The organism is Candidatus Methylacidithermus pantelleriae (genome assembly GCF_905250085.1).
GTDB lineage: Bacteria > Verrucomicrobiota > Verrucomicrobiia > Methylacidiphilales > Methylacidiphilaceae > Methylacidithermus > Methylacidithermus pantelleriae.
The window spans coordinates 44,295-67,324 of sequence record NZ_CAJNOB010000071.1 but is presented as its reverse complement, the minus strand read 5'-3'; the positions used below and the strand labels follow the sequence as shown (position 1 = coordinate 67,324).

Sequence of the window (23,030 nt, the reverse complement as noted above, 5' to 3'; positions counted from 1 at the left end):
TAAGAAGTAACCAAAGCAAGCCTTGGAAAGGATAACACAATGAGCGCTCGACAAGAAATTTTACAGGTCCACAATCTTACTGTTAGCTTTTCCAACCGCGATGAAGAAGTCATCGCTGTCAATGGAGTATCCTTTACGATCTGCGAGGGTGAAAAACTCGCGATGGTGGGAGAAAGCGGAAGTGGCAAAAGTGTTACAGCCTTATCGCTGGCCCGACTTCTTCCCACACCTCCGGCCTTGTATCGCTCGGGACAAATCCTCTGGTTGGGCGAAGACGTCTTGCAAATGGATTCATCCAGGCTGCGACGGGTGCGAGGAAAAGGGATTGCTTACATCTTTCAGGAACCGTCGACTTCCCTCAATCCCGTGTTGACGATCGGATTCCAAATCGAAGAAGCCCTGGCTCTCCACCGGCCGGATGTCTCCGACCGCAGGGAGGAAGTCATTCGCCTGTTGCGAGAAGTTGGAATCCCGTCTCCGGAGCTTCGATACCGAGCCTACCCGCATGAACTGAGCGGCGGAATGCAGCAACGCGTCATGATCGCAATGGCACTGGCCTGCCGACCCAAGCTTCTCGTAGCCGACGAGCCCACCACCGCACTGGATACTACGGTGCAAGCCCAAATCATGGAGCTGCTTCGAAAAATAACGGCAAAGGAAGCAATGGCGGTCCTTTTCATTACCCACAACTTCGGTCTCGTTAAAGATTTTGCAGATCGGACCATGGTGATGTTTCGCGGAAAAATTGTCGAGCAAGGGCCGACTCGCGACATCCTCCACAATCCTAGCCATCCCTACACCCAGGCTCTCCTTTCGTGCGTGCCTCGACTGGGAGAGCACAAAAAACGTTTAGCCACCATTGATTATGACCAATTGGAACTAGCCATGAGCCAACCATGAGTTCATCTCAGGTCCCCATCCTCGAAGTCCAAAACCTTAAGGTCTACTTTCCCATTCGTTCCGGTTTGTTTCGTCGAACGTCTGGATGGATCCGCGCGGTAGATGACGTATCCTTTCGGCTTCGCAAGGGAACAACTACAGGTCTTGTCGGGGAAAGTGGCAGCGGAAAAACAACGATTGGTCGCGCGATTCTCCGACTGATACCGATTACCTCAGGAAAAATTTTTTACGAAGGCAAGGAAATTGTCTCCCTCTCTTCGAAAGAGTTTCGGCCCTACCGCAAAAAGATCCAAATGGTTTTCCAGGATCCCTATAACTCCCTCAATCCAAGGCTTACGATTGAACAGACAATAGGGGAAGCCCTCGAAATCCATTTTCCACAGCTCAATCGTCGCCAACGGCGGGACCGTATCGCAGAGCTTTTAAACAAAGTCGGTCTCAAGGCGGAACACATGGACCGCTATCCACATGAGTTTAGCGGCGGACAGAGACAAAGAATTGGGATTGCTCGAGCTCTTGCTGTAGAACCTGATCTTTTAGTATGTGACGAACCTGTGAGCGCCCTCGATGTTTCCGTGCAAGCACAGATCGTCAACCTTCTCATGGACCTTCAAGCTGAATTAGGTCTTACCTACCTTTTCATTTCCCACGATCTGGCGCTTGTCGAACATATTAGCGATATGGTTTTAGTACTTCAATCAGGGAAACTCGTCGAGGCAGCGCCCGCCGAAGAAATCTATCGCAATCCCCGACATCCATATACACAGAAGTTACTGGAGGCTGTGCCTAAGCTTTGAGCTACAAGGAAAGTTGGCCGAGCGGCCCGACGGATTCGGCTCGATTCAAGGGGGGCCTGTCCGGTATTGAGCAATGGCATCGTTAGCTACTGAAACGCAAAACGGGGATTTTGCAATTGGCGCTCTTCGGCCAATGTAGGCCGCTTGGATGTGGAACCACAGCGCTCGGGCCGGGATTTTCAAGGCAGCAAGGATGTGGCAAGCCCCTGAGTTCCCCGGGGTGATTCCGCGCTGCTGTTCATTCCCCTAGTCAAACTCTACCGGGTGAATCGTTTGCAGGGCAGTCCACGCTTGCCCCGCGGAAAAGGAAGGCAAAAGAGCTTCGAGTTTCTTCGCAAAAAGCCCGTCTCGCAGGAAGGCCAAGACGGCAATAAAGACCTGCGCTTGCACGCACTGGGGAATCGTAGTGGCAGATGGAGCGAAGTTCCAATCCACAACTTTGCTTCCGAAAGGCTCTGTGAGCTTCGGAGAGCTCCTTATCGGCGTGGACCGCTTCCGGTGGGAAGGGGCTCTTTTCCTCCGTTTGGATGAGGTACTTCGCCTCATTACGTTTTTTCCTCTCTGGCGGCTCTTTCGGATACCTAGAGCTTGCCCGCCGAGAGGCTCCAACGAAAGTAGCGATGGCCACGATGGAGAAAAAAAAACCCGATTGACAAAGGCCGCAAGCTTTTCCGCTTTTGGCCGCTTTCCTTGTTTCATGCGCTGGACGATCCTATCCAGCTCTTCGCGGATGTTCCCATGTTCTTTTTTCAACTGATCCCTTCGTACGCCCGCCGTTCGGCACTTTCGACCACAAAGATCCATCGCCCAGAGAACGCCTCCTCGACTTCACAAACGCACCTCCTTCCCCTCTGAAGACAAGCGCTGCCGTGTGCCGCTCTGGCCCCTGCGAATGTACACCGAAAGCTGCTGGCTCCTTCGCCGGCGCAAACCCGACCAAAACCCCTTTCCCTGCTCTCCGAGGAACTCCAAGTCAGCCATCCTTACTATCCCATGATTCCCAACAAAAATGATCCGACGCAATCCAAAGCACCTTTCCCAGTCGGGGACCATCTTTTGCAGCGTTCCCAAATCGTGACAGGTGCGCCAAAAGGCAGAATGAGCGATTGGCAAGCCATTGGCCGTAAGAACCCCTGCAGAAATGTGCCAGTTTTTCTGCCACACACACCGGCTATTACCGGATCGCGCCGAACCTTCCGTGCCATCCCCAAGGATATCGGAGGAAATCAAAAAGTAGAAGAGCCTCTCAGGCTCAACAGAGAAAAGATCTCGGAGCCGCACAAAAAGCCTATCCTCGATTTTTTCCTTTCACTCGATGAGTTCTTCCAAAACGCGAGCCCACTGCCGAAGAAACCTAGGGTCTACCCAACCCCAGTCACAATCCGTCTCCGGACCGGCCGGATCCGCTCTCCTCGCCGGTCTGGGACGTACTCGGTTTCCCATCACTACGCTAAAGCTGGCTCGTCCCCGGGGCAAAGGAGCCAGTGAACGACAAGAACGAACACTCGGTCGGCCAGCGAAAGCTCTCAGTCGTCCTCCTTTTTTTCCTCGAAAAAAAACCCTTCCAGAGCGAGCTCCTGCCACAGATGCCTGGCAACGAGCATCGGATCCCAAGCTCTGGAGTCCTTCGCCTCGACTCTACCCGCCCAAGCAACTCCACCAGCCGATCCAGATGAGCCGCCAAAACATCCTTGCGCCCAAGGGTAGTGATCAATCGCTGCTTGATCCCCCATTCTCTCGATAGCGTTCCACCAAGGGAAGATACTCCACCACCGCCCCTTCTTTCTGACAAAGGCGCATGGTAGGAACAAACATGACCTATCATCGCCACCCTTCCCTCATAGAACCAAAAGAAAGCGGGTACTTCGCAAAAAAGTTGTTCAGAGATGTCGCTAGCTTTTTTTCAAAATTGCGCTCTCTCCCTCTGGAGCAGTCGACAAAATCGCCGGTCTTTCCCAAAGATGGATGGCAGGCCTATCGACCGCTAACCCTAGGGGAGACCCCATCCCCCTCCTCCAGGCGTTTCAATACTCACACGATTGTGAGGTCCCACTTCAAAAGAGATTTTTCCAGGGAGGACTTGCACCTGCCCATCTTTAGTTTGAAGCGTGTTACGACCACAAGAGGCAGGCTCTCCTCCCTGCAGCCCATACGGAGCGAAGCGACGCCGGTCGGAAAGAATCGAAACCCAAGCGTGGGTGAGAAATTCGATTTCACGATGGATACCATCCCCCCCTCGAAAGCGTCCAGCCCCTCCCGAACCCTTCCGCACGTGATAAGCCCGAATTCGGACCGGAAACTCGTGTTCCACAGCTTCAACGGGGGTGTTGAGGGAATTGGTCATGTGGGTGTGAACCGCACTGTCACCTGGTCCGAGGGGGCCTCCACCCATTCCCCCACCGATGGTTTCATAGTAGGCAAAAAGTCGGCCCGACCGCGGGTCACGTCCCCCGAAGGCGAAGTTATTCATTGTGCCTTGGCTTGCTGCAGGAACGCGATCCGGCACCGCCTTGAAAAGGGCTTTCAATAGGGTGTCGACAATACGCTGGGAAGTCTCCACATTCCCCGCCCCCACGGCGCAAGGATAGGTAGCTGCCACCACCGTTCCTTGCGGAATGTGAAGGGTCAGCGGACGCAAGAGACCTGAATTGGCTGGCGCATCTGGCGTAAATAACGAGCGAACTACGTAAAAAACACACGAAATCGTTACGGCCTCAGTCGCGTTTACGCCACTTGGGCATTGGGGAGAAGAACCAGAAAAATCAATCTCCGCTCGATCGCCAAAAAACACCATCCGAACGGCGATTTTCACCGGTGCTTCGGAAAATCCGTCGTCGTCCAAATAATCTTCTGCCTCATAGCTCCCCGGAGGGACTCGGGAAAGTTCTACGCGTAGAAAACGTTCCGAGTAGTCTAAAAGGGCCTCCATGGCTTCCGAAAGCTGGCTGACACCATACCGTTTCATGAGAACGCGAAGCCGACCTTCGCCGGCTTCATTGGCCGCTCGTTGCGCTAAAAGATCCCCTTCCCTCTCCCATGGGGTTCGAACATTGGCAAGAACCAGTTGCCAAATGTCGTTCTGCAATACCCCTTTTTTCCAAAGAAGCACGGGGGGAATCCGGAGGCCTTCTTGAAAAACTTCTCGACACAACCCCATGGAACCGGGCGTCATCCCGCCCACGTCACTATGATGGGCGCGGCTGGCAACATAAAAGACCGGTGTATCCTCGTCGGGTGCATAGACCGCGCTTACCATCGTTAGATCCGGCAGATGGGTTCCCCCCGCGAATGGATCATTAGCAATGGCCACATCACCAGGTTCCAAGATGGGCATCCGCCGCACAATTTCGGAAACCGCGGCCGGGAGGGAACCCAAGTGGACCGGCATGTGGTCTCCTTGGGCCACCAACCTTGCGTGGCGGTCAAAGATGGCGCATGAGTAGTCTCGTCGTTCCTTAATATTTGGGGAAAAGCCTGTGCGACGGAGCACGATCCCCATCTCTTCCGGCACGGCTTCAAGAAGCGCCCGAAAAATGCCTAGCTGGACCGCGTCCATTGGCTTTGTCTCCTAATCCTAAGGTTACCCATCACATCGACCGACCCACGCCAGCCGGGAGGGATCACCGTGGTCCCGCCGTATTCTGTCACGATCACCGGACCCTCTAACTCATCTCCTGGCCGCAGAGCACTTCGTGGCACGTAATGGACCGGCCAATCTCTTCCCAAAAAGTAGGCTCGCCCGCTTCTTACCTCTTGGCAGATTTCGCTTTGGACCATGAGGCCTTTCGGTTTGGGTTTCGGGATACGCACTGTTGCCCGCGCTGTCACCAGTTCCACGGGCCAGTTCTGTTGCGCATAACCGTACCGCTTGCCATGAAGGCTGTGAAATTCTTCCAAGAAGCTGGCTTTCCAGGGCACCGTAAGCTCATACGATTGGCCACGGTAGCGGAGGTCACAGTACCTTTGGAAAATGGCCTCTCCCCCCGCAAAGCCTTCTGCCTCAAGTTCCCGCACAAGTTTTTGCTCCAGTTCTTCGAACACCAACTCCCACCTTCCTAACGAACCAGCACTAGCCTCGCATAGGAGTGTCTTCGAAGCATCTAATACGGTTTCGGCACAAAGAGCACCCCAAGCAGAAACAAGACCCGGAAGCGGAGGAACCAGTACTTCGTCGATCCCGAAAAGCTCTGCCAGTTCACACGCATGAAGTCCACCGGCCCCTCCAAAGCTTATTAGAATAAAATCTCTGGGATCCCAGCCCCGAGCGAGCGAGACGGCCCGAATCGCTCGAGCCATGTGCGTATTGGCGATTTCCAAAATGCCTTGTGCGACTTCGGAAATGTCTTCCTCACCGCTTCCCCCTCGAAAACGCTGGCAAAATCGAGCTAGACCCTTCCATGAACGTTCCAACGCTTCCTGTCTCTCTCCCAACAACAAAGACCGTGGATCCAGTCGCCCCAATACCAGATGCGCATCCGTTACGGTCGGTTCCGTACCGCGACCCAAACATAGCGGACCCGGATCAGCCCCAGCACTTTGCGGCCCAACCCTAAGAGCCCCACCCGCGTCTACCCACGCGATCGAACCTCCCCCTGCCCCTACGCTCTGTACGTCAACGACTGGCAGTGGAAGCGGCAACCCATCAATGGTCGATTCCTTCGTTCGAAAAATTTCTCCGTCCACAAGACTCACATCCGCAGAGGTCCCTCCAATATCCAGGGTAATCACTCGAGAAAGGCCAGCTTCTTGTCCAACGGTCCACCCACCGTAAACGCCTGCTGCCGGACCAGAAAAAATCGCCCGGACAGGAAACTGAGCCGCTAGGGTCGGAGACACCCATCCTCCATTAGATTGCATGAGCCAAAAGCGTTTTCGCTTGATCGATCGAGCGACTCGGTCTACCCCAACGCGCAGTTTTTCTAAATAGGCGGTAACCTTTTGCTGAAGGTACGCATTAAGGACAGTCGCTGAGGCACGTTCATATTCCCGAAATTCGGGTAAAACCTCGCAGGAAAGCGAAACAGGAAACCCCGCTTCGCGGAGAATCTCCCCAGCCACTTGCTCGTGAAGTGGTTTTCGAAAGGAAAAAAGAAAGCAGACAGCGACCGATTCGATCTGCTCCTTCCGCAAAGAGTCTAGAAGCGCCCTGACTTCTGCCGGATCCAGCTCCTGCTCAATCAGGCCGTCGGGAAGGACACGCTCAGCTAGACCCCATCGCCATTGCCTGGGGACAAGGGGAGTCGCCTTCGATGGCCCCAGGCGATAAAGCTCGCGTCGATTCTGCCGACCAATCTCCAAAAGATCCTCAAAACCACGAGTCGTTACGAAAGCCGTTCGGGCCCCTTTGCGCTCCAAAACCGTATTGGTGGCAACCGTTGTGCCGTGAATCACTTCTAGTTCCTGAGCTTCAGGCACGGCTTCCATCACCTGTTGTAATCCATCCAGGACAGCACGTTCGGGTTCGCCCGGGGTCGAAGGGAGCTTGAATGACCAAATCCTTTCCGTGTCAGCAACCACGAAGTCCGTAAACGTGCCCCCAGTGTCGATTCCAATCTGCAGCATGGTCCCTATCCTTCCCGCTCAAAGTGACCAGAGCGCTTTTCAACGCATCGCATTTATCCTGTTTGGCCACCTAGTTGCTAGCAACCTTTAGCCAACTTTGCGGAAAAAAGCTTATGCGAAGCAGATGAACACTAGCCCAGCAACTCTTCTGCCAAGGTCTGGCTTTCAAAGAGGACCATTTTCCTTGAGTTTCTCTTGGCGCTTTTTCGACCGGAATCGCCGTCGACCAATCAAGTGACTGTCCCCGGTCTCAATAGGAAAAAGGGCGCAACGCTCGTAAAGGGTGCAAGGGCAAAGACGGCGCATCCTCTTTGTTGGCAACATCGACCGGTAGCTTTTGAATGGAATCCACGGGGTCCTAAGAGCTTCAAAGCTCGAACCGGTGGGCCGGAAAGAAAAAAAGAGGCCAGCCCATTGGCAAAGAAAACTGGATGGAGCAGCGCGGAGTAAAAGCGGCCAAAGCTTTTCATCCCTACGGGATGAGTGGTTCTCCCTCCAACGCATTGCTAGCTACGCAAAGGTGATTTTGAGGATGCTCTGGCGCTTCTTCTTCCGGTAGCCCACGCTTTTTTCGGTCCGGAAAGTGCCGTGCGTAAAGGATCAAGAAAAAGCACCATTGGAAACAGAGGAAGAAACAACGGCCGAAGGGCCGTCTTATAATCGATCGGCGGACGGAGGACAGAGATACAAAGCCGGTATTGCAGGGAAAGCGAGTGCTCCCAATCGATCGCCCTCCACCGGCCAATCAAGCGGCGAGGTGCCTAAACGAAGGAGAAAACCCCCAAAAAGCGATCCTCACCCACGAAGACCGGCTACCAACCAAAAGACTTTTTGTAAGAAAAAGCCGAAGAAGACAAAAAGAGATAGGTGGCGCGGTACGGGATCTTTATCACCTGGGCCTGATTCCTGGGTGGCAAAGCGGGAGCTACTCCCCCGTGGGTGTCCAGCCGGGCAACGTGAGTCGCTTTTGCCAACAGTCCGCGACCCTTCTCACCGTGCACGCGAAGCAGTAACCACGGAAGGTCTTTCGGGTTTTTTGCCGGAACCAACGTGATTGGCGGGAGCTTGCCTTTCAGTCGTGTGCCATCGCGAAACGACCAGCGAGGACCTGGAACATGCCTCCCAATCACCCGGTGGCTACTATCGTAAAGGGTCGCCTCCGGCCCAATAAGCTCCCACTGAGGAACACTGCCGCCGGTTGGAGGTGGGTTCGCAGAAGCACGGTAAACTTGGTAACCTTCGGCAAGCGCGACCCCGACAATAGAGCTGTGCCGAGGTAGAGGTAAAACACCTTCCCCAAAGACGCACACCTGCGTGAGAAAGAAAACGAAAAGGTTTAAAAGAACTCGATCCAGGGCGAAGAAAAACTTGAAGCGCATGCTTCTCGAGTAACCAGGACAACTAGCTCCGTCAAGCACGTGGCTCCTTGTCAGAAGACTGATGTTTTGCGTCGCACCCTTTCCTATCCATCCTAATAAACAACACACCGGTGCTGAACGGGCCAACGAAAACAAAGGGTAAACGGGGATAGTAGGAACAGCTATCCTTAGAGGACTCATTGCGAAAACGTAACAAAAGGGAATGTTGAGTCAGCCGCTGCGCGCAGCAACCTACAAAGAGCCACCCGTGCTGTGGACCTCACACGAACGAGCCAGGTGATAGCGAAGCCATGGGGAGAACTCGAAAAAGCTTGGCACGGTGCCAGCAGGCTCCTTCGGACACGCAAGGGGTCCTAACCAACTGAGCGGGGCTTGCATGCAAGCATTCAAAGTGCGCCGGGGGGATCTAAGTCTGGGTTCCATGCCGAAGCGGTTACGTCCCTATTCCGCCACCGAGCGCTCGGTTCCAACACCCGCCCAAGCTGGAGTGCCAAGGGGACCAACGAGGAAAGCCAGGATGGCTGCTCGATGGGTTTGGTCAGGCCTCCTTTTATCCGGGGTCAAGAGCTGTAGAAAAAATCTGAAGATCAATGGCAAATTCGCGAGGCTAGTCATATGAAGCTCAGCAAATGGGCAAAAAAGCAAGGTGTCTCGTACAAGGCAGCCTGGCGCTGGGTACGACAAGGGAAAATGCCGGTTCCCTTCGAACACACGCCGACCGGAACAATCCTGGTCAAGGAACCTCAAGGTTCGAATGATGCTGTGGCTCTCTACGCCCGTGTGTCGAGCGTGGAGCAGAAGGCAGACTTGGACTAGCAGATGGGCCGGCTCGTGGAGTACGCTAGCCAAAAGGGCTGGGCAGTCACGAAAGCCGTCTCTGAAATTGGACCGGGAGTCAATGGAGTGCGACCCAAGCTTTTGCGCCTACTGTCCGATTTAGGTGAACGTCATCGTCGTAGAACATCGAGATCGGCTCTTGCGTTTCGGCTTTGAGTACGTGGAAGCAGCTCTGGCGGCTCAACAGCGGCGTATTGTAGTGGTCGAGCCTGGTGAGGTTATGGATGACTCGGTCGAGGACATAATGGAGGTCCTAAGATCTTTTTATAGCCGTCTCTATGATCGCCGTTCCGCCCGGATTATGGCGCAGAAAGCTCTAGAGGTCATCAAAGGCAAAGATTGGGTATAGCAAACCGATGGGAGGTGGACCCCAAGCGTGCTGGGCCTACCCCAAGTCGCTACGCATGCTGCAGTGCACGGCTAGACTTCGGAGGATCCAGGGTAGCATTGTAGAGGACTAGAATAGCTTTCCCCATCTGTCATGCCCCTAGGTCAGTGAGGGAGGCCCTACCGAAGAACCAAAAGCCCCATATGGATCTGTGGCATTGCGTTGACGGTTCCAAGGGCCGTTACGGCGGCCTCGAACGTTTGCGAGAGACTCTCTGGAGGTCCCTCCCGCCAACGAATGAACTGACTGCGTGGCTCGAGGCCTTCTCTTGTGTTGTCGTTCCTAGCTGGAACGATATACGGAGAACGAACCCCATGGGAGCCCATTCTGCGGTTCTCTGCTTTAGAGTGGCCGGATCCGTGTGGGGAAGGAGAATGTCGCAAACTTGGCACACCGCATTTGGCTTCATTACCCGCTTCCGGCGCACACGAGCGGAGACGCCGACCGGTGGGGACCGGCTTTCGGCCAGGAAAAAACGTTCCCTATGGCGCGCCTTGAGATCGCCCAATGGGTCTGGACATCGCTTGGCTTTTGCTTTGCCCGTGGTGGAGGGCTTGTGCACGCTTTACGCGGGCTGGCCTGGGCCCCCCTCAACAGTGCCACGCGAACGGAAGATCCCATCTTCCTATGGAACTTTTTTTCGGTTACAAGGTGTCAACGTACCTTTTGAGGAAACAGTCAATGAAGCATAAAGCGCTCATCTTCTCCACGTGGGTGTCGTTAGGGACCTTCCTTTTGCCTGTGTGCGGACAGGCCCAAAGCATTATCGATCTTACCTATCCCTTTGATCGAAGAACGATCTATTGGCCAACAGAACAAGGGTTCCGCTTCTGGTACAAGCGCTTCGGTCTGACCAACCGGGGATACTTTTACGCAGCTGGCGAGTTTTGTGCACCCGAACACGGGGGAACCCACATGGACGCGCCGCTTCACTTTTCGCGCAGCGGTGCAACTGCGGACCAGGTTCCCCTCAAGGCCTGTATTGGGCCTGCATGCGTCGTCGATTTCTCAAATCGCTCGGCGAAAAACCCCGACGCCACCCTTCAAGTTTCCGACATCCGCCGTTATGAATCCCGGTACGGTCGCATCCCCGATGGAGCGATCGTGGTAGCCCGCTCTGGGTGGGGTAAGTTTTGGGGCAACCGCCGGAAGTATCTAGGGAGCGATCGTCCGGGGGATATAACTCACCTACACTTTCCAGGATTTTCCGTTGAGGCGGTCCGGTTTCTTCTTCGGGAACGTCAGGTAGCTGCACTGGCTATAGACACAGCTAGCATGGACCCTGGCAACGCACTGGAGTTCCCAGTGCACCGGTTATGGCTCGGAGCCGGCCGGCCTGGTTTTGAAAATCTAGCCCACGCGGAGCTCCTGCCTCCACGGGGAGCGACTCTCTACTGCGCGCCCATGAAGATTGGAGGCGGCACGGGAGCGCCAGCCCGAATTTTTGCCGTTGTTCCGTAGAAGGGAAGATAGCTCCTAGGCTAGGACCACTTTCGTGCGCCACAAGGCATCCCCCGGGGGTAGTTTGCGCCATGAGCGTCCGCCTGAAGCAAGACAGGTGCAACTCTTAGGCCACTTTGGGCATTGGCCAAAGGACTAGAATCCAATATGGGACTTTGAACGACCTCCCTAACGAGCTTTTTGCGCAATGCTCTTAATGGTCGCGAGTTGCTCACGGGAAAGAGTAAGGTATCGAGGAACGCGGGTAAACTCAAACGGGGTCCAATAGAGAAGCCGGACGGAGTTTCCTTCGCGTTCAAAGACGAGGTTTGCGTAAAATTCGTTCCCTCGCTCTCGGACCATAAAAATCACTCTTCCGTCCCACTTCCCAGCTCCGACCCATTCATGGGTACAGTCCGGGCGGAAACGGGCCAACACCCGTTGGCGAGCCTCAAAAGGAAAAGATTCCAAATACTGGTACACGGCATCGGAAAGGAAAGGTCCAAAAGCAACACGGCGCCCCCAGGACTCTGGGACCGCTAGGGTCAGCAAGATAATGAACGCCCCACAAACTTTTCCCGGTCGAGAAAGAACAACCATGGCGATCGGACGTGAGCCGCTGGCTAAAGTTTGGTTTGGTACCATTTAGCCGTACGTTGGTTGGGATACTCCCTTCGAATAACCGGATGGAGGGGTGGTTATCGTTTTTTTCTGAACCCGAACGAGAAATTCTCGAGCAAGTTTTCGGTACGCTTGGGCTGCGGTCCCCGCTGTATCATAAGCAATGATGGGCTTGCCGTAGCTTGGTGCTTCCGCTAAACGGACGCTCCGCGGTATGACCGTGTCAAAGACAAGGGGACCTAAATGGCGCCGGACATCTTCGACCACCTGCTGGCTTAGGTTCGTGCGCACGTCAAACATCGTCATGATCACACCGAATAGCCTACTGGGGGGATTTTCCCTTGGGTTTCCAAGCTCCTGGAGGATTTGAAAGACCCTTGTCAGTCCTTCGAGAGCAAAATACTCGCACTGGAGCGGGACCAAGACCGCATCGGCGCTGGCTATTGCGGTAGTCATGACAATCCCGAGGGAAGGAGGACAATCGAGAAAAATGAACTCGTGGGGGAAGACAACTGGAAGGGAGCGAAGAAGTTGGTAGAGACGGCCTCGGAATTCGTCATTTTGAGCCATTTCAATCTCGCAACCGGCCACATTGAGCTCCGAAGGTAGAAGGGCGAGCCTGGCATAGGCGGTAGGGCGGACCTGCTGCTCGACCGTTTTCCTGCCAAGGAGGACAGAGTAAACGCTCTCTCCAGCGTTGGGGATAAATCCTAGACCACTAGTGGCATTGGCTTGAGGGTCTAGGTCCACCAACAGGGTGGCGTGCCCCATCTCTGCAAGACAGGCTGCAAGGTTGATGGCGGTGGTCGTTTTGCCGACGCCGCCCTTTTGATTAGCTACCGCAAAGACCCTCATGCCCCCTGGGCAACTTGCAAGAACTTGACAGAGAGGGAAAGATTTTTTCTAGTGCGAAAGGAGCCCTCTCTGACGAATTCCTTTGGGGAATGGAAGCGCAATGGCTTTTCGGAATGGGAAAGGTTCCCCAGTTGGCAACCGGCTCTGACCTAAGAGGTTGGGGCACTCTCGCGCATATGGAGTAAGCGTATGGGAACAACCGCAGAGCCCATGATTGAAGTCGAGCAGCTTACCAAGTCTTACGCCGGGCGCGTGGTATTGGATCGGATCAGCTTTCAAGTGACTCGAGGCGAAGTGGTAGGGTTTCTGGGGCCAAATGGTGCCGGCAAGACAACAACGATGAGGATTCTTTGCGCCTACCTGCCTCCTACCGATGGGAAGGTCCGAGTCGCCGGGTATGATGTCGTCGAAAACCCTTTGGCCGTGCGACGCCACGTGGGATACATGCCAGAAAACGTTCCGCTCTACACGGACATGCGGGTGGAGGAATACCTCGAGTACCGGGCTCGCCTCAAGGGAGTACCCAAGAAGCAATTGGCCGAAAGGGTGGCTATTGTTTGTGAGGTATGCCAACTAGCAGAGGTTCGGCACCGCGGGATCGGCGCACTTTCCAAAGGTTTTCGGCAACGGGTGGGCCTAGCGGATGCTCTTATTCATGACCCGGACTTGCTGATTCTAGACGAACCAACGATCGGGCTTGACCCACACCAGATTCGCAGCGTACGTGACCTCATCCGGGAACTCGGCAAAAAACACACCGTTCTTCTTTCAACCCACATTCTTAGCGAGGTGGAGGCCACCTGTTCTCGTGTCCTCATTATCCATAAGGGCCGGATTGAAGCGGCCGATACGCCGGAAAACTTAAGCCGCTTAGTGCGAGGAGGAGGGAGTGGGTGTTTGCGCCTGGAAATCCAGGCAATGCGGGAGGAAGCGTCGCGACTCCTAGAGGAGATTAGTGGAATCGAAGAAGTTGAGGTCGTGGATGAGAAAGATTCCTGGGTAACACTTCAGCTTTTTGCCAAACCGGGAGAGGATATCCGCGATCAGGTCTTCGACGTCGTGCGACAGAAAGGATGGCGACTCCGCGAGATGAGCCGACAGCGTGCTTCCCTAGAGGATGTGTTTGTCGAGCTAACGCAGGACTGAGAAGGCAGCTTGGCCCAGAGCTCTGGGGGGCACAGGCTCATGGACACGCAACGAGCGGAAGGGTCCCATCAAGGAGACAAGATTGCAGGGAAAGTAGGAAGCCAGATCTTCGGAAGTCTTTGGTCCATGAAAACTTGGATTCAATACCGGCGGGAACTTAAGGCCTTTTTTGTTTCTCCTGTTGCCTATCTTGTCCTTTTTGCTTGTTCTCTCATTAATGGAGCAAGTTTCACCTTCTGGCTCTATTACTTAACCTATAGCAACACGCGCGACTTCAACATCCTACAAGCCTGTACCAACGCGTTTTTCTTCTGGTTTTTACTTCTCATCCAAGTCCCTCTGATTACCATGCGCTCTTTTGCCGAGGAGTACAAGCTAGGAACCATTGAGCTTTTGTTGACCGCCCCAATTACCGAATGGGAGGTCGTGGCGGCCAAGTTCCTTGCCACGTTCACCTTTTTTCTTGTGTTGTGGACGCCGCTTCCGTTTTGCCTTGGCATTCTTCGATGGGTCAATGCTCAGCCCCTGGGAATTGGAACCGGAATGACGTTGCTTCCCTTTTTCCTCCTATGCCTCATTGGCATGTTCTTTATTTCGATCGGCCTTTTCTGCTCTTCCCTCACTCGGAACCAGGTGATCGCGGCAATTTTAGCCTTCGCAGCCATTTTTTTGGTCTTCTCGTCCAGTTTCCTCGTCTACTTAGGCGTGGGGAGTAGCACACGGGAAATCGTTACCTATCTTTCCTTCCTGGATCAGATGGACGCCTTTTCCCGAGGCGTTTTTGATTCGCGGCCCGTGGTTCTCTACGTAACCGCTACCTTCCTTTTCCTATTTCTGACGGAGCGCGCGCTCGTCTGGCGCAGGCTGGCGGACTAAAAAGGAGGCCATCATGGAATCGAACGCTCTTCTCGCACGGCCTCTTCGGCACCAGCTGCGGTGGAATACGGCATTTACGGTGGTACTGGCGACGGTCATCGCGGCAATGATCAACTATCTGGGCTTCCGTTACTACTGGAGAAAGGATTTTTCACAAAGTGGATACTACCGTCTTTCAGAAAAAACCATTCATCTCCTGGAATCTCTCCCGCAGCCGGTCCACGTATTTGTTTGCCTGGCAACTTCCAACCTTCGCTCTGAAATTGACAATCTCCTTCGAGAATACCAGTACCGGGGCAAGGACAAATTGGTCGTCGAGCATGTAGACCCGGCGCTGGATTTGGATCGGGCAGAGGCACTGGCAAAAAAATATAACTTCGATCTTCGCGAAAACGTCATCATTTTTGAGTATAAAGGCAAAACGAAGTTCGTGGATGAAGCTGAACTGGTCGAATACGATGTGACCGGAGGCTTTCTCGGACAGGCACCCAGGATTAAGGCGTTCAAAGGCGAGCAACAGTTTACCAGTGCAATTCAATCGCTGGTAGAAGGAAAACCCGCCAAGGTTTATTTTCTGACCGGTCACGGGGAACGTGCCATTAACTTTACCGATGCAGGTGGGTACGGGGAAATCGAGCTTCGTTTGCGCCGGGAAAACATGGAGACCGAAGTACTCAACCTTGCGGTAACGGGATCCGTTCCCAAGGATGCGGATCTTTTAATCATCGCGGGCCCCAAGGTTCCCTTAAAACCTTCGGAAGTGGAGGCTATCCGATCCTACCTAGAAGCCAATGGGAAACTCATTGTGTTGGAAGGAGCCAGAGAAGTTTCAGGTCTGGAACCGTTACTGGAAAAATATGGCATCCAGTTTCACAACGATATCGTCGTAGCCCGAGGTAGGATTGTGGGGCTCAAAGGGGAAGTATTGGTGAGCGTGGCTACCGGGAACTCTTTTGGAGATCATCCCGCCGTTCGGAGCCTTTCCGGCTATAATCTCCAAATGCCAAACGCTCGGTCGTTGGCCGCAAGTTCTTCGCCCAACGCTTCCAAAACAACCTGGCTTGTCCGAGCTCCCGAGGCTTTCTGGGGAGAAACAGACTCGGAAGAAAAAAATCCGCAGTTCGATTCAGGGAAGGATATCGCGGGTCCCCTCACGCTAGCGATGGTATACGATGGAGGGCGGTTACCAGGACAAAATGTACGCGTTGCCGGGGCGAGGATCGCTGCGATCGGATCTTCGTCCTTTCTGGCTAACCAAAACCTCGACGGGGTGGCAGTTGACTTTTTCATTAACCTTGTCAATTGGATGACCCAAAGAGAACTAGCTCTCGGGATCACGCCGAAAACTCCCCAAGAGTTTCGACTGAGCCTTACCCCGCAGCAAAAACTCCTGGTCGCTTCTTTGGCTCTTACTGTTTTTCCGGGAATCGCACTTTTGGCAGGAATAAGCATGTGGGTTTCGCGACGGCAATGAGGACACCCTGGGACAACTTCCGATCGAGCTTGATTCTTTTAACTCTAGCCCTTGCGCTCTTTAGTTACATTTATCTTGTCGAGCGGCACCAAAAATCCACGGAAGAGATCCAGCGCTCGGAACAAAATCTTTTTGATGTCGTTCCCGAGAAAGTTCAGTGGCTTCGGATCACCAATGCTCAGGGAACCATAACCTTGCAACGACAAGGTTCCCAGTGGTTGATTGTTGAACCGATTCGCACGGAGGCCGACGAAAGTGCCGTGGATCGGCTTCTCATGGAGTTAGAGATTCTCCAAACCCGAAGAAAGATTCGTTACGAACAGCTACCAGACGGGGAGAATACCCTGAAACAATGGGGCCTGGAAAATCCCGTGCTGCGCCTGGAATTTCGTACGGATTCTAATGTCCATACTCTGGTTGTGGGCCGAAAAACGGCGGTCAGCGATCTTGTCTATGCTCGAGCGTCCCTTGCCCGGACCGCACCGGTGCATCTTATCAATGCGTCAAGCCTGGAGGCCCTTAATAAGAAACTGGATGATTTGCGAAGCCGGGTCGTTCTTAAATTCGACCCAATGACCGTGCGCAGTTTTGGCGTACAGGAGACTCAGGCAGCTCCATCCTCTGGCATAGCGAAGGAATGGGAAGTAGGCCGGATAGGGGAACGCTGGAGCATTCAAAAGCCTTTGGTATGCCGAGCCGATAAAGATCAAGTCGAAACTTGGCTCAACCGTCTCTATCTTCTGCGAGTCAAAAAATTCGTCTCTGATGAACCTGCCGCGTTAGCCCCGTACGGTTTGGATGCTCCCTCTGCTCAGATCTGGATTCTTTCGGGCGGCGAAAAGAATCGTCTGACGCTTCTCATTGGTTCCGCCACCAAGGATCAACCGGACGAGGTTTATGCAAAGCTTCTGAAAGGATCGGGGATTTTCACCCTATCGAAAAATGCCGTAACAGAGATTCTCGAGGGATTTTCGCAATTGCGTGACCGGCACGTCCTGCCCCCATTGGATTGGAATAAACTTTCAGAACTGGAAATTAAGACCTCCAACGTCTCTCTGGAGCTTTCTCGACATGGTGACGGTTGGATTGTCCAAGCACCCACTCACCCGCAAGTAGATGGAGCGCGTGTAGAGACCCTGCTTTCTCACCTCCGGGATCTTCAAGCGCGGGATTTCGTAGAAGGCGCATCGCCAGAACTGGTTTCTTACGGGTTTGAAACCCCCACAGCAACTGTGGCGCTAACGTTTTCGAAAGGGTCATCCCCGGAGCGACTATCCATCTTTGTGGGGAAGGAAGAAAAAGGAGATCTTTATTGCAAAAATTCCTTAGAACCTTTCGTTTACCGCGTAAGTTCTGAGCTTCTCAAAGTTCTCCCTCACGAATCCTGGGAATGGCGCAAGCCCAGTGTTTTTTCGTTCCGGCCCGAAGAAATTCGTTCCCTTTCGCTTTCTGCTACCGATGGCCGGTCAGTGCACGTTCGCAAGAAGGATAATGGGCTTTTTGTCGCCGACGGTTCTTCCGTTAGCCCCGAGAAGCTTGCTGCGCAGCTGGACCATATGTGTCAATGGAAGGCAGTTCGTTGGATGGCACTGGCCCAAGTACAGAGCTCCCTCGAGAACCCTCAGTACCGGCTGGTCATTCAGACCAACCATCCCGTAACGGTGCGCGTCAGCCCGCCTGGGGCCAATGGGTCCCGAACCGCCCTCATCGAGGGAGACACCGCAGCCTTCGAGCTTTCTCAGTCAGATGCCCAGCTATTGGAAGAGCTCCTGGCTGCCGCAAGCCCGGCCACAAGCAAAGCTGCGCTTGCACGATAAAAGTGGAGGTAACGACTCCCTCACAGCCAACCTAGTAGGGCGGCAACCATGCGATTGCGATTCCTTCGTCGGGACATCTCGCAAAAAAGGCTTCCCACTCTACCGTGGCTCCCATTAAACCTTCCACCAGGGCGGAAGCGTTATCCAATAAAACGAGGTTAGGTATCTAAGAAGGGAGCTTGAGCTCGGATAAAGTTGCCGCCTGGTCCAAGGTTACAGAATAGATCCCCCTTCCCAAACAGCTTTTCACCCCCACCCTTTCCTAGCGCGATCTCAGAATCTTTCGAACTGGATACCCGGAAGCAGATACGCACTGGCAAGTTGGCACGGATCAGGCCTGTGACCACATTCTTTTCAGGACGCTGCGTTGCAAGAATCAGATGGATTCCAGCGCCTCGCCCTTTCTGCGCTATGCGTGCAATCCTGTCCTCAAACTGTTGTTTTACTCGACGGGCTTTCAAGAGCCAATCGGCAAACTCATCAAAGACGATCACCCGGTAAGGGATGTCGGTTTTTCCAGCGGCTATTCGCTGGTTTATGGACTCAAACCTTTCCCTGCAGAGAATCTGATAACGTTGATCCATTTCGTCCACGGTTTCCTTGAGGGCTTCGAGCGTTTTGTCCATCTCGGTCAGGAGCCCCCGATCTCGTAAGTACGGAGTCTCCTCCCAAGGCCGAAAGGTCGTCATCTTTGGGTCAATAAGAAGGAGCTCAAGCCTTTCAGGAGAAAGTGCTTTGCACAAGGTTGCAACAATGCACTTGAGTAACATGCTTTTCCCACTCCCCGAAGCTCCCGCCACAAGCACATGGGGAGTGTTGGGATCGGCTAAATCCCTGGCCAAGATTTCCCCTTCAATGGTTTGTCCCAGCAGAAGTGGGAGCGCCAACCCTTCTGGCATTCTCCGATAAGCGTCTTCCCATGGAAGCAAAAAAGGATGCGGATTTGGGAGATTGACGGCAATAAATCCAGCAGCAGGCTCGATCAATGGCTCAAAATCAAGGCTTAACTGAACACGTAACGTAGAAGCCAGGGAACGAAGCTTTTCGACACGTACACCTGGTGGACAGGAAAGCCGAAAGCGAAGGACCTGGGGAGCGCGAATCGTGTTCGTCCAAGCACAGCTCACCGCCAAACCGTGATGCGCATAGAACTGCTCGAGCTTTCGGCTAGTCTCCTTGATATAAGTGTCTAACTCCGCCTGAGGACGAGCTGCCCTAGATTCCTTTGCAATATTTTCCAGTACGGGAGAAACGTGCTCAGTAAAGATCGCGTGGAGCTCCTCACGAGAGACCTTCCGCTCGATCAGCGCAGGAGTGTAATATTCCAGGATCCCCGAAAAGGAGCGTGTCTTGGCATCTTGTGCTAACAGCTCTGCATAAATGGCCAGTTGCAAAAGATCACGGGGCGAGCTCGAGGGCCCGCAAAGCTTGTAGTCAACCAGTTGCCGTCCCTCTTTCGGATGGCGCCGCAGGGTATCTACTCGTCCTTCAATCCGAACGTACCGGCCGCTCTGCAATAAAAAGGTGCCCGAGACGGGAATCTCGGTTCCCTCGAAGAGCTCTTTCCAAGCAGAGACACCTGCGGAAGTAGCCAGTCTTTTCAGGTTCGTGTGGAACTGCCGAAGAGCTGCTTCTATCCGGCTGACCTCTTCGACGTCTTGAGCAACGTTAGCCTTGGTGAGCTCCGATTTCGCAAGATCCCACTGAACTCTCCAGTATGTTTCTGGATCCTGTGGATCAGGGTCCACCCGGAAAAGCCACTGAATAAACTTTCCAACGATCTTGTGAAAAATCTCACCCCGTTCCCTAGCATCCCAGGGAGAACCGTGTGTTTCCCGAAGACAACCCTTGACTAGCTCGCTAACGTTGAGAACTTGCCAAACTTCTTGGGATCGCCCGGTCCTCTCGAGGTCCGTCCCAACCTCTTGGCTTCCCACGCCCGCGACAAGCTTTTCTGCCCACGGGCGAAGTTTCTCCCGAACCAAAGCAAGCGTTTCGTCCCGGGAAAACTCAAGATCCCCTTCCAGCACTTTTGTGTACAGGTGATGCAAAGCTGCAAATTCAAGCCACACATCCTCCTTTAGAACAACGATACGTAGCGGGCCACGCGAGGCAGCAACGTCGATGGTCTCCTTGGATTTCCAGCGTTCACCTGGAACAGCTGGCTCATCAAACGATCGAAGAAAGATCAAACGCTGACAACCCGTGGGTCTTTTTGCTTCCTCCATTGCTTCCCGAGCAATTGCCTCCCACCGCCTCCAGTTGGAACTTCTCTCCAAGCCAAAGCCGACGCTTGTTCCTCTTCCCTTCCACCGAAGTAAGAGGTGCTTTTTGCGTCCGGGATAAGGCTCTTCCGTTTCCCAACTGGGTAGCGAGTGACCCCCTTCGCGGACAATCCATTGGAGAGCGTCCAAATCAAAGGGCGGCCGCTCCTGCTTCATCCGGTCAAGAATTTCTTCGTAGCATTGCGAAAGCGTCCGTGGCTTTCGATCCCACTGTTTTTCGGCTTCCTGAAGGAGACGTCCGATGCCAATCATTTTAGCTTTTCGAAACAGTTCAGAAAACCACTCGCCCCCAAGGAAACGTTCCGCTCTTTCTGAATCGACTCCAGCTCGCCGCAGCCGATTCTGCAAGAAAAGGTGTGCTTGGTTTTCGTTTACTCCTGAAAGGTGGAGATCCGGGCTAAGGTACATTCGACGAGAATACGCACCTTCCATCCAGGGAAGGATCCTCTTTTCCCAAGGTTCCTGATTTGCAGCTATGACAATCATTAGATTGGGAGCCTGATCCACTAGCTCAGCAACCACATAGCCGAATCTTGCAGCCCACTTCGGCTCTTGTGCGAAAGCTTCTGTCTGATCGAAACAAAAAACAAAAGGCCAGCTGAACCGAGCAAGCCGGCACAGGTCGAGGATCCGCTCTTTGGCACGTTCATCGGACTCCTCTACTGGGCATTCCGCGACCGGAACATCGTCCGGAGAAAGCCTTAAAAAAGCGATTTCTTCTGGATCAAGACTTGTAGCCCGGATCCACTCAATGCAGAGACGACGCCGATATGGATCGCCTGCATGGGAAAGATAGCCCAGGAACACCTTGATCCAGGAGTGCGGATTACGAGAGCTCAGTTCGATCTCTCGCGTCCAGAGTCCCATAAGAAAACAACTTGAGATGTCTGGGCGACTGATCCACTCGGTCCAAGACTCAGAGTCCGGTCCCTCCCAAAGGGAGAGAGGATCGGTGCGGAGAAGCACGCAAAGATCGGCAAAATGGCTTCTCCATCGAGCCGGAAGCGCGATCTCCGTTACAAGTTTTTGTTCCAAGAGGTCCGCCGCTAAGTGCCCAATGGTTAAGGCCGCGAATTGCGCCAGCTGGGTGCGACCCGGCCGAGCAGCTGTTGGATCGATTCGAGCGAGCTCAGCAAGGATCCGGTCGAGAATCCGCTCCCAGCAGCGTTCCGGTGCCTCAAAAGGGCGCAGACAGACTCGAATTGCTCTTCCTCGTAGTTCTTGAAACAATCGGCCGATGAGATGGGATTTTCCATACCCAGACTCTGGCGAAACGACGACAAGAGCACGCCCTAGCCGCTGGCCGGGCTTCAGTTGAGAGAAAAACGAAACAATCGTGTGCAAGGGAAGGTCATTGAGCCCGGGGACGGCAGGCTCGATCTCCCAAGGATCATCGACACGTTGCGAAAAGAAGGGATTCATTGTCGTCCAGCTATGGCTGTGACTCGAGCCGCACGAGAAGATGGGGTTGGCCGTCAAGATAGATTGCTGCCCTACGCTCTTCCTGCGTTGCGAGCGACCAGTCCCCCCGGGAAAGGTGAGCTTTTCCCATGCTGCTTTGCTCGAGCAGCCAAGCTTGAAGAGGTTCCAGCGGGACCTGCGCTTTCCAAGCAAGCTCAGCAATGCGGACGTAGAGAAAACCGCGTGCTGTCACAAGTTCCTGATAAACTTGAACGACTTTGTTGGGATCAAAACAGGCTTGTCTTTGGCCCAATCCCAGCGCGATCCCATCGCGATGGACGTAGTAGAAGCTTTTGCGACGCTTGAGCCGACAAAGAATTCCGGTCTCGACAAGGTGTTTGACCGCTTCTTTAAGGAGCAACCGCTGTGCACCCGAGCAGAAACTGCCCAGCTCCTTTTCCAGGAAAAGTTCGGTTGGGAATTGAGCGGCTCCCCGAGCAATAGCCTCGGCCGCCTCTTGACACGTGGGAGCAAAATCCTTCGAAAAATAGACGGCTTTCGATCGCTCGCCAAACCGGATGATCCTCCCTTCTGCCAGAAGCCCTTTTAGGATCTGGTCGATTTCCCTTTTTCTTGACGGGACCAGCCGGCTCCGGGGAAGACCTTTCTTCCCGGCCCTTTCAAGCGCTCTCAAAATTTGCGTCCGGCTATCCGAGACCAGTCTTTGCTTTGATGCTTTTCGAGCTCCACCCTTCACCGCAGCAAAATTCATGCTACCCTATCCGAACCAGGGGTGACGAGTCTTTTTCAACCATCTTGGTAAGCAGCCAATCTTCGTTGCCGCAAAGAAGGTTCCAATAGTTTCGCAGCAATGAGTCGCTCATTTTGCCGGCAAAAAGCAGACATAAGTAAGCAGCTCAGCCATCCCCCCTTAAGGGAGAAAGGATGTCTCATGAGAATAGACCGCGACCACAAGTCTGTGGCACATCGCGCGGCGGAAATCTTCCACATCCTATAAGTGGTCCTGCAAACATCAGCGGAAGCGATTCTGACATTAAAGGAGGACAAAAAAGGAGCCAGGGAAGCATGATGGGGACTACCAACTGATAAAAAGGAAAAAACCCAAGGCGCATCCGGGCAACAAAGACACGTTCAAGCTTCTGCTAGGACCAAGTACGAGCCTCAATCCTGAGGGAGGAACTGCGAGGGATTTTGGACCTCGATCGTCAAGCTTTTTACTTTGAGGAACGGG

The 23,030-nt window shown here is 53.8% G+C and carries 17 protein-coding genes and 1 pseudogene; 8 read left to right on the top strand and 10 right to left on the bottom strand.

Going from position 1 to position 23,030, the window contains the following annotated elements; all coding sequences use genetic code 11:
• Window positions 1–39: 39 nt before the first annotated feature.
• Both KK925_RS11045 and KK925_RS11040 read left to right on the top strand, forming a co-directional pair.
• Entirely contained in the window at window positions 40–900 is an 861-nt protein-coding gene (locus KK925_RS11045) for an ABC transporter ATP-binding protein (RefSeq protein WP_174582664.1), read from the top strand.
• Window positions 897–1,697, top strand: a complete 801-nt coding sequence (locus tag KK925_RS11040; protein WP_174582663.1) for an ABC transporter ATP-binding protein — start codon at window positions 897–899, stop codon at window positions 1,695–1,697. Before KK925_RS11045 ends, KK925_RS11040 begins: the two co-directional genes overlap by 4 nt.
• 246 nt (window positions 1,698–1,943) lie before the next feature.
• Here KK925_RS11040 and KK925_RS11035 read toward each other — a convergent pair whose 3' ends face one another.
• The 6 genes from KK925_RS11035 to KK925_RS11015 all read right to left on the bottom strand — a co-directional run bounded on the left by KK925_RS11035 (window position 1,944) and on the right by KK925_RS11015 (window position 8,638).
• Window positions 1,944–2,132, bottom strand: a complete 189-nt coding sequence (locus tag KK925_RS11035) for a hypothetical protein (RefSeq protein ID WP_174582662.1) — start codon at window positions 2,130–2,132, stop codon at window positions 1,944–1,946.
• A gap of 393 nt (window positions 2,133–2,525) precedes the next feature.
• Window positions 2,526–2,927 (bottom strand): hypothetical protein, encoded by a 402-nt coding sequence (locus KK925_RS11030; protein ID WP_214096522.1) that lies wholly within the window; start codon window positions 2,925–2,927, stop codon window positions 2,526–2,528.
• A gap of 78 nt (window positions 2,928–3,005) precedes the next feature.
• Window positions 3,006–3,140 (bottom strand): hypothetical protein, encoded by a 135-nt coding sequence (locus KK925_RS11335; protein WP_268905656.1) that lies wholly within the window; start codon window positions 3,138–3,140, stop codon window positions 3,006–3,008.
• Window positions 3,141–3,687: 547 nt separating this feature from the next.
• Window positions 3,688–5,253, bottom strand: a complete 1,566-nt coding sequence (locus KK925_RS11025; RefSeq protein ID WP_174582660.1) for a hydantoinase B/oxoprolinase family protein — start codon at window positions 5,251–5,253, stop codon at window positions 3,688–3,690.
• Window positions 5,235–7,259: a hydantoinase/oxoprolinase family protein gene (locus tag KK925_RS11020; protein WP_174582659.1), complete on the bottom strand. Its 2,025-nt coding sequence runs from the start codon at window positions 7,257–7,259 to the stop codon at window positions 5,235–5,237. The genes KK925_RS11025 and KK925_RS11020 overlap by 19 nt, the downstream gene beginning before the upstream one ends.
• An 812-nt stretch (window positions 7,260–8,071) precedes the next feature.
• Window positions 8,072–8,638 carry a DUF3455 domain-containing protein gene (locus KK925_RS11015; protein ID WP_174582658.1) on the bottom strand — a complete coding sequence of 189 codons (567 nt, stop codon included), beginning with the start codon at window positions 8,636–8,638 and terminating at the stop codon, window positions 8,072–8,074.
• 615 nt (window positions 8,639–9,253) lie between these two features.
• Between KK925_RS11015 and KK925_RS11010 the strand changes: the two are divergent.
• Together KK925_RS11010 and KK925_RS11005 are read left to right on the top strand one after the other, a co-directional pair.
• Window positions 9,254–9,824, top strand: a pseudogene (locus tag KK925_RS11010) (IS607 family transposase).
• 720 nt (window positions 9,825–10,544) lie between these two features.
• On the top strand, window positions 10,545–11,324 hold the full coding sequence (locus tag KK925_RS11005; RefSeq protein WP_214096521.1) for a cyclase family protein: 780 nt from the start codon (window positions 10,545–10,547) through the stop codon (window positions 11,322–11,324).
• 168 nt (window positions 11,325–11,492) lie between these two features.
• Here the strand turns inward: KK925_RS11005 and KK925_RS11000 are convergent, their stop codons facing one another.
• The gene (locus KK925_RS11000; RefSeq protein ID WP_174582657.1) at window positions 11,493–11,903 is read right to left on the bottom strand and encodes a hypothetical protein; all 411 of its coding nucleotides are present in this window, start codon (window positions 11,901–11,903) and stop codon (window positions 11,493–11,495) included.
• A 45-nt stretch (window positions 11,904–11,948) separates the two neighbouring features.
• The gene (locus KK925_RS10995) at window positions 11,949–12,779 is read right to left on the bottom strand and encodes a ParA family protein (RefSeq protein WP_174582656.1); all 831 of its coding nucleotides are present in this window, start codon (window positions 12,777–12,779) and stop codon (window positions 11,949–11,951) included.
• 210 nt (window positions 12,780–12,989) lie between these two features.
• On the opposite strand from KK925_RS10995, the gene KK925_RS10990 reads away from it, so the two are divergent.
• The 4 genes from KK925_RS10990 to KK925_RS10975 all read left to right on the top strand — a co-directional run bounded on the left by KK925_RS10990 (window position 12,990) and on the right by KK925_RS10975 (window position 18,092).
• Window positions 12,990–13,925, top strand: a complete 936-nt coding sequence (locus tag KK925_RS10990; RefSeq protein ID WP_174582671.1) for an ATP-binding cassette domain-containing protein — start codon at window positions 12,990–12,992, stop codon at window positions 13,923–13,925.
• 126 nt (window positions 13,926–14,051) lie between these two features.
• On the top strand, window positions 14,052–14,801 hold the full coding sequence (locus KK925_RS10985; protein ID WP_174582655.1) for an ABC transporter permease subunit: 750 nt from the start codon (window positions 14,052–14,054) through the stop codon (window positions 14,799–14,801).
• Window positions 14,802–14,814: 13 nt separating this feature from the next.
• Window positions 14,815–16,275, top strand: a complete 1,461-nt coding sequence (locus tag KK925_RS10980) for a GldG family protein (RefSeq protein WP_174582654.1) — start codon at window positions 14,815–14,817, stop codon at window positions 16,273–16,275.
• The gene (locus tag KK925_RS10975; protein WP_174582653.1) at window positions 16,254–18,092 is read left to right on the top strand and encodes a DUF4340 domain-containing protein; all 1,839 of its coding nucleotides are present in this window, start codon (window positions 16,254–16,256) and stop codon (window positions 18,090–18,092) included. The genes KK925_RS10980 and KK925_RS10975 overlap by 22 nt, the downstream gene beginning before the upstream one ends.
• 158 nt (window positions 18,093–18,250) lie before the next feature.
• On the opposite strand, the gene KK925_RS10970 is transcribed toward KK925_RS10975, so the two are convergent.
• Window positions 18,251–21,799: a DNA translocase FtsK gene (locus KK925_RS10970; RefSeq protein WP_174582652.1), complete on the bottom strand. Its 3,549-nt coding sequence runs from the start codon at window positions 21,797–21,799 to the stop codon at window positions 18,251–18,253.
• Window positions 21,800–21,809: 10 nt separating this feature from the next.
• The gene (locus KK925_RS10965) at window positions 21,810–22,472 is read right to left on the bottom strand and encodes a hypothetical protein (RefSeq protein ID WP_174582651.1); all 663 of its coding nucleotides are present in this window, start codon (window positions 22,470–22,472) and stop codon (window positions 21,810–21,812) included.
• Between the last annotated feature and the right edge of the window lie 558 nt (window positions 22,473–23,030).

Bases quoted from the DNA above. Each gene is read 5' to 3' on its own strand.
- KK925_RS11045 (WP_174582664.1), top strand. From the start codon at position 40: ATGAGCGCTCGACAAGAAATTTTACAGGTCCACAATCTTACTGTTAGC.
- KK925_RS11040 (WP_174582663.1), top strand. From the start codon at position 897: ATGAGTTCATCTCAGGTCCCCATCCTCGAAGTCCAAAACCTTAAGGTC.
- KK925_RS11335 (WP_268905656.1), bottom strand. From the start codon at position 3,140: ATGGGAAACCGAGTACGTCCCAGACCGGCGAGGAGAGCGGATCCGGCC.
- KK925_RS11025 (WP_174582660.1), bottom strand. From the start codon at position 5,253: ATGGACGCGGTCCAGCTAGGCATTTTTCGGGCGCTTCTTGAAGCCGTG.
- KK925_RS11020 (WP_174582659.1), bottom strand. From the start codon at position 7,259: ATGCTGCAGATTGGAATCGACACTGGGGGCACGTTTACGGACTTCGTG.
- KK925_RS11015 (WP_174582658.1), bottom strand. From the start codon at position 8,638: ATGCGCTTCAAGTTTTTCTTCGCCCTGGATCGAGTTCTTTTAAACCTT.
- KK925_RS11005 (WP_214096521.1), top strand. From the start codon at position 10,545: ATGAAGCATAAAGCGCTCATCTTCTCCACGTGGGTGTCGTTAGGGACC.
- KK925_RS11000 (WP_174582657.1), bottom strand. From the start codon at position 11,903: ATGGTTGTTCTTTCTCGACCGGGAAAAGTTTGTGGGGCGTTCATTATC.
- KK925_RS10995 (WP_174582656.1), bottom strand. From the start codon at position 12,779: ATGAGGGTCTTTGCGGTAGCTAATCAAAAGGGCGGCGTCGGCAAAACG.
- KK925_RS10990 (WP_174582671.1), top strand. From the start codon at position 12,990: ATGATTGAAGTCGAGCAGCTTACCAAGTCTTACGCCGGGCGCGTGGTA.
- KK925_RS10985 (WP_174582655.1), top strand. From the start codon at position 14,052: ATGAAAACTTGGATTCAATACCGGCGGGAACTTAAGGCCTTTTTTGTT.
- KK925_RS10980 (WP_174582654.1), top strand. From the start codon at position 14,815: ATGGAATCGAACGCTCTTCTCGCACGGCCTCTTCGGCACCAGCTGCGG.
- KK925_RS10970 (WP_174582652.1), bottom strand. From the start codon at position 21,799: ATGAATCCCTTCTTTTCGCAACGTGTCGATGATCCTTGGGAGATCGAG.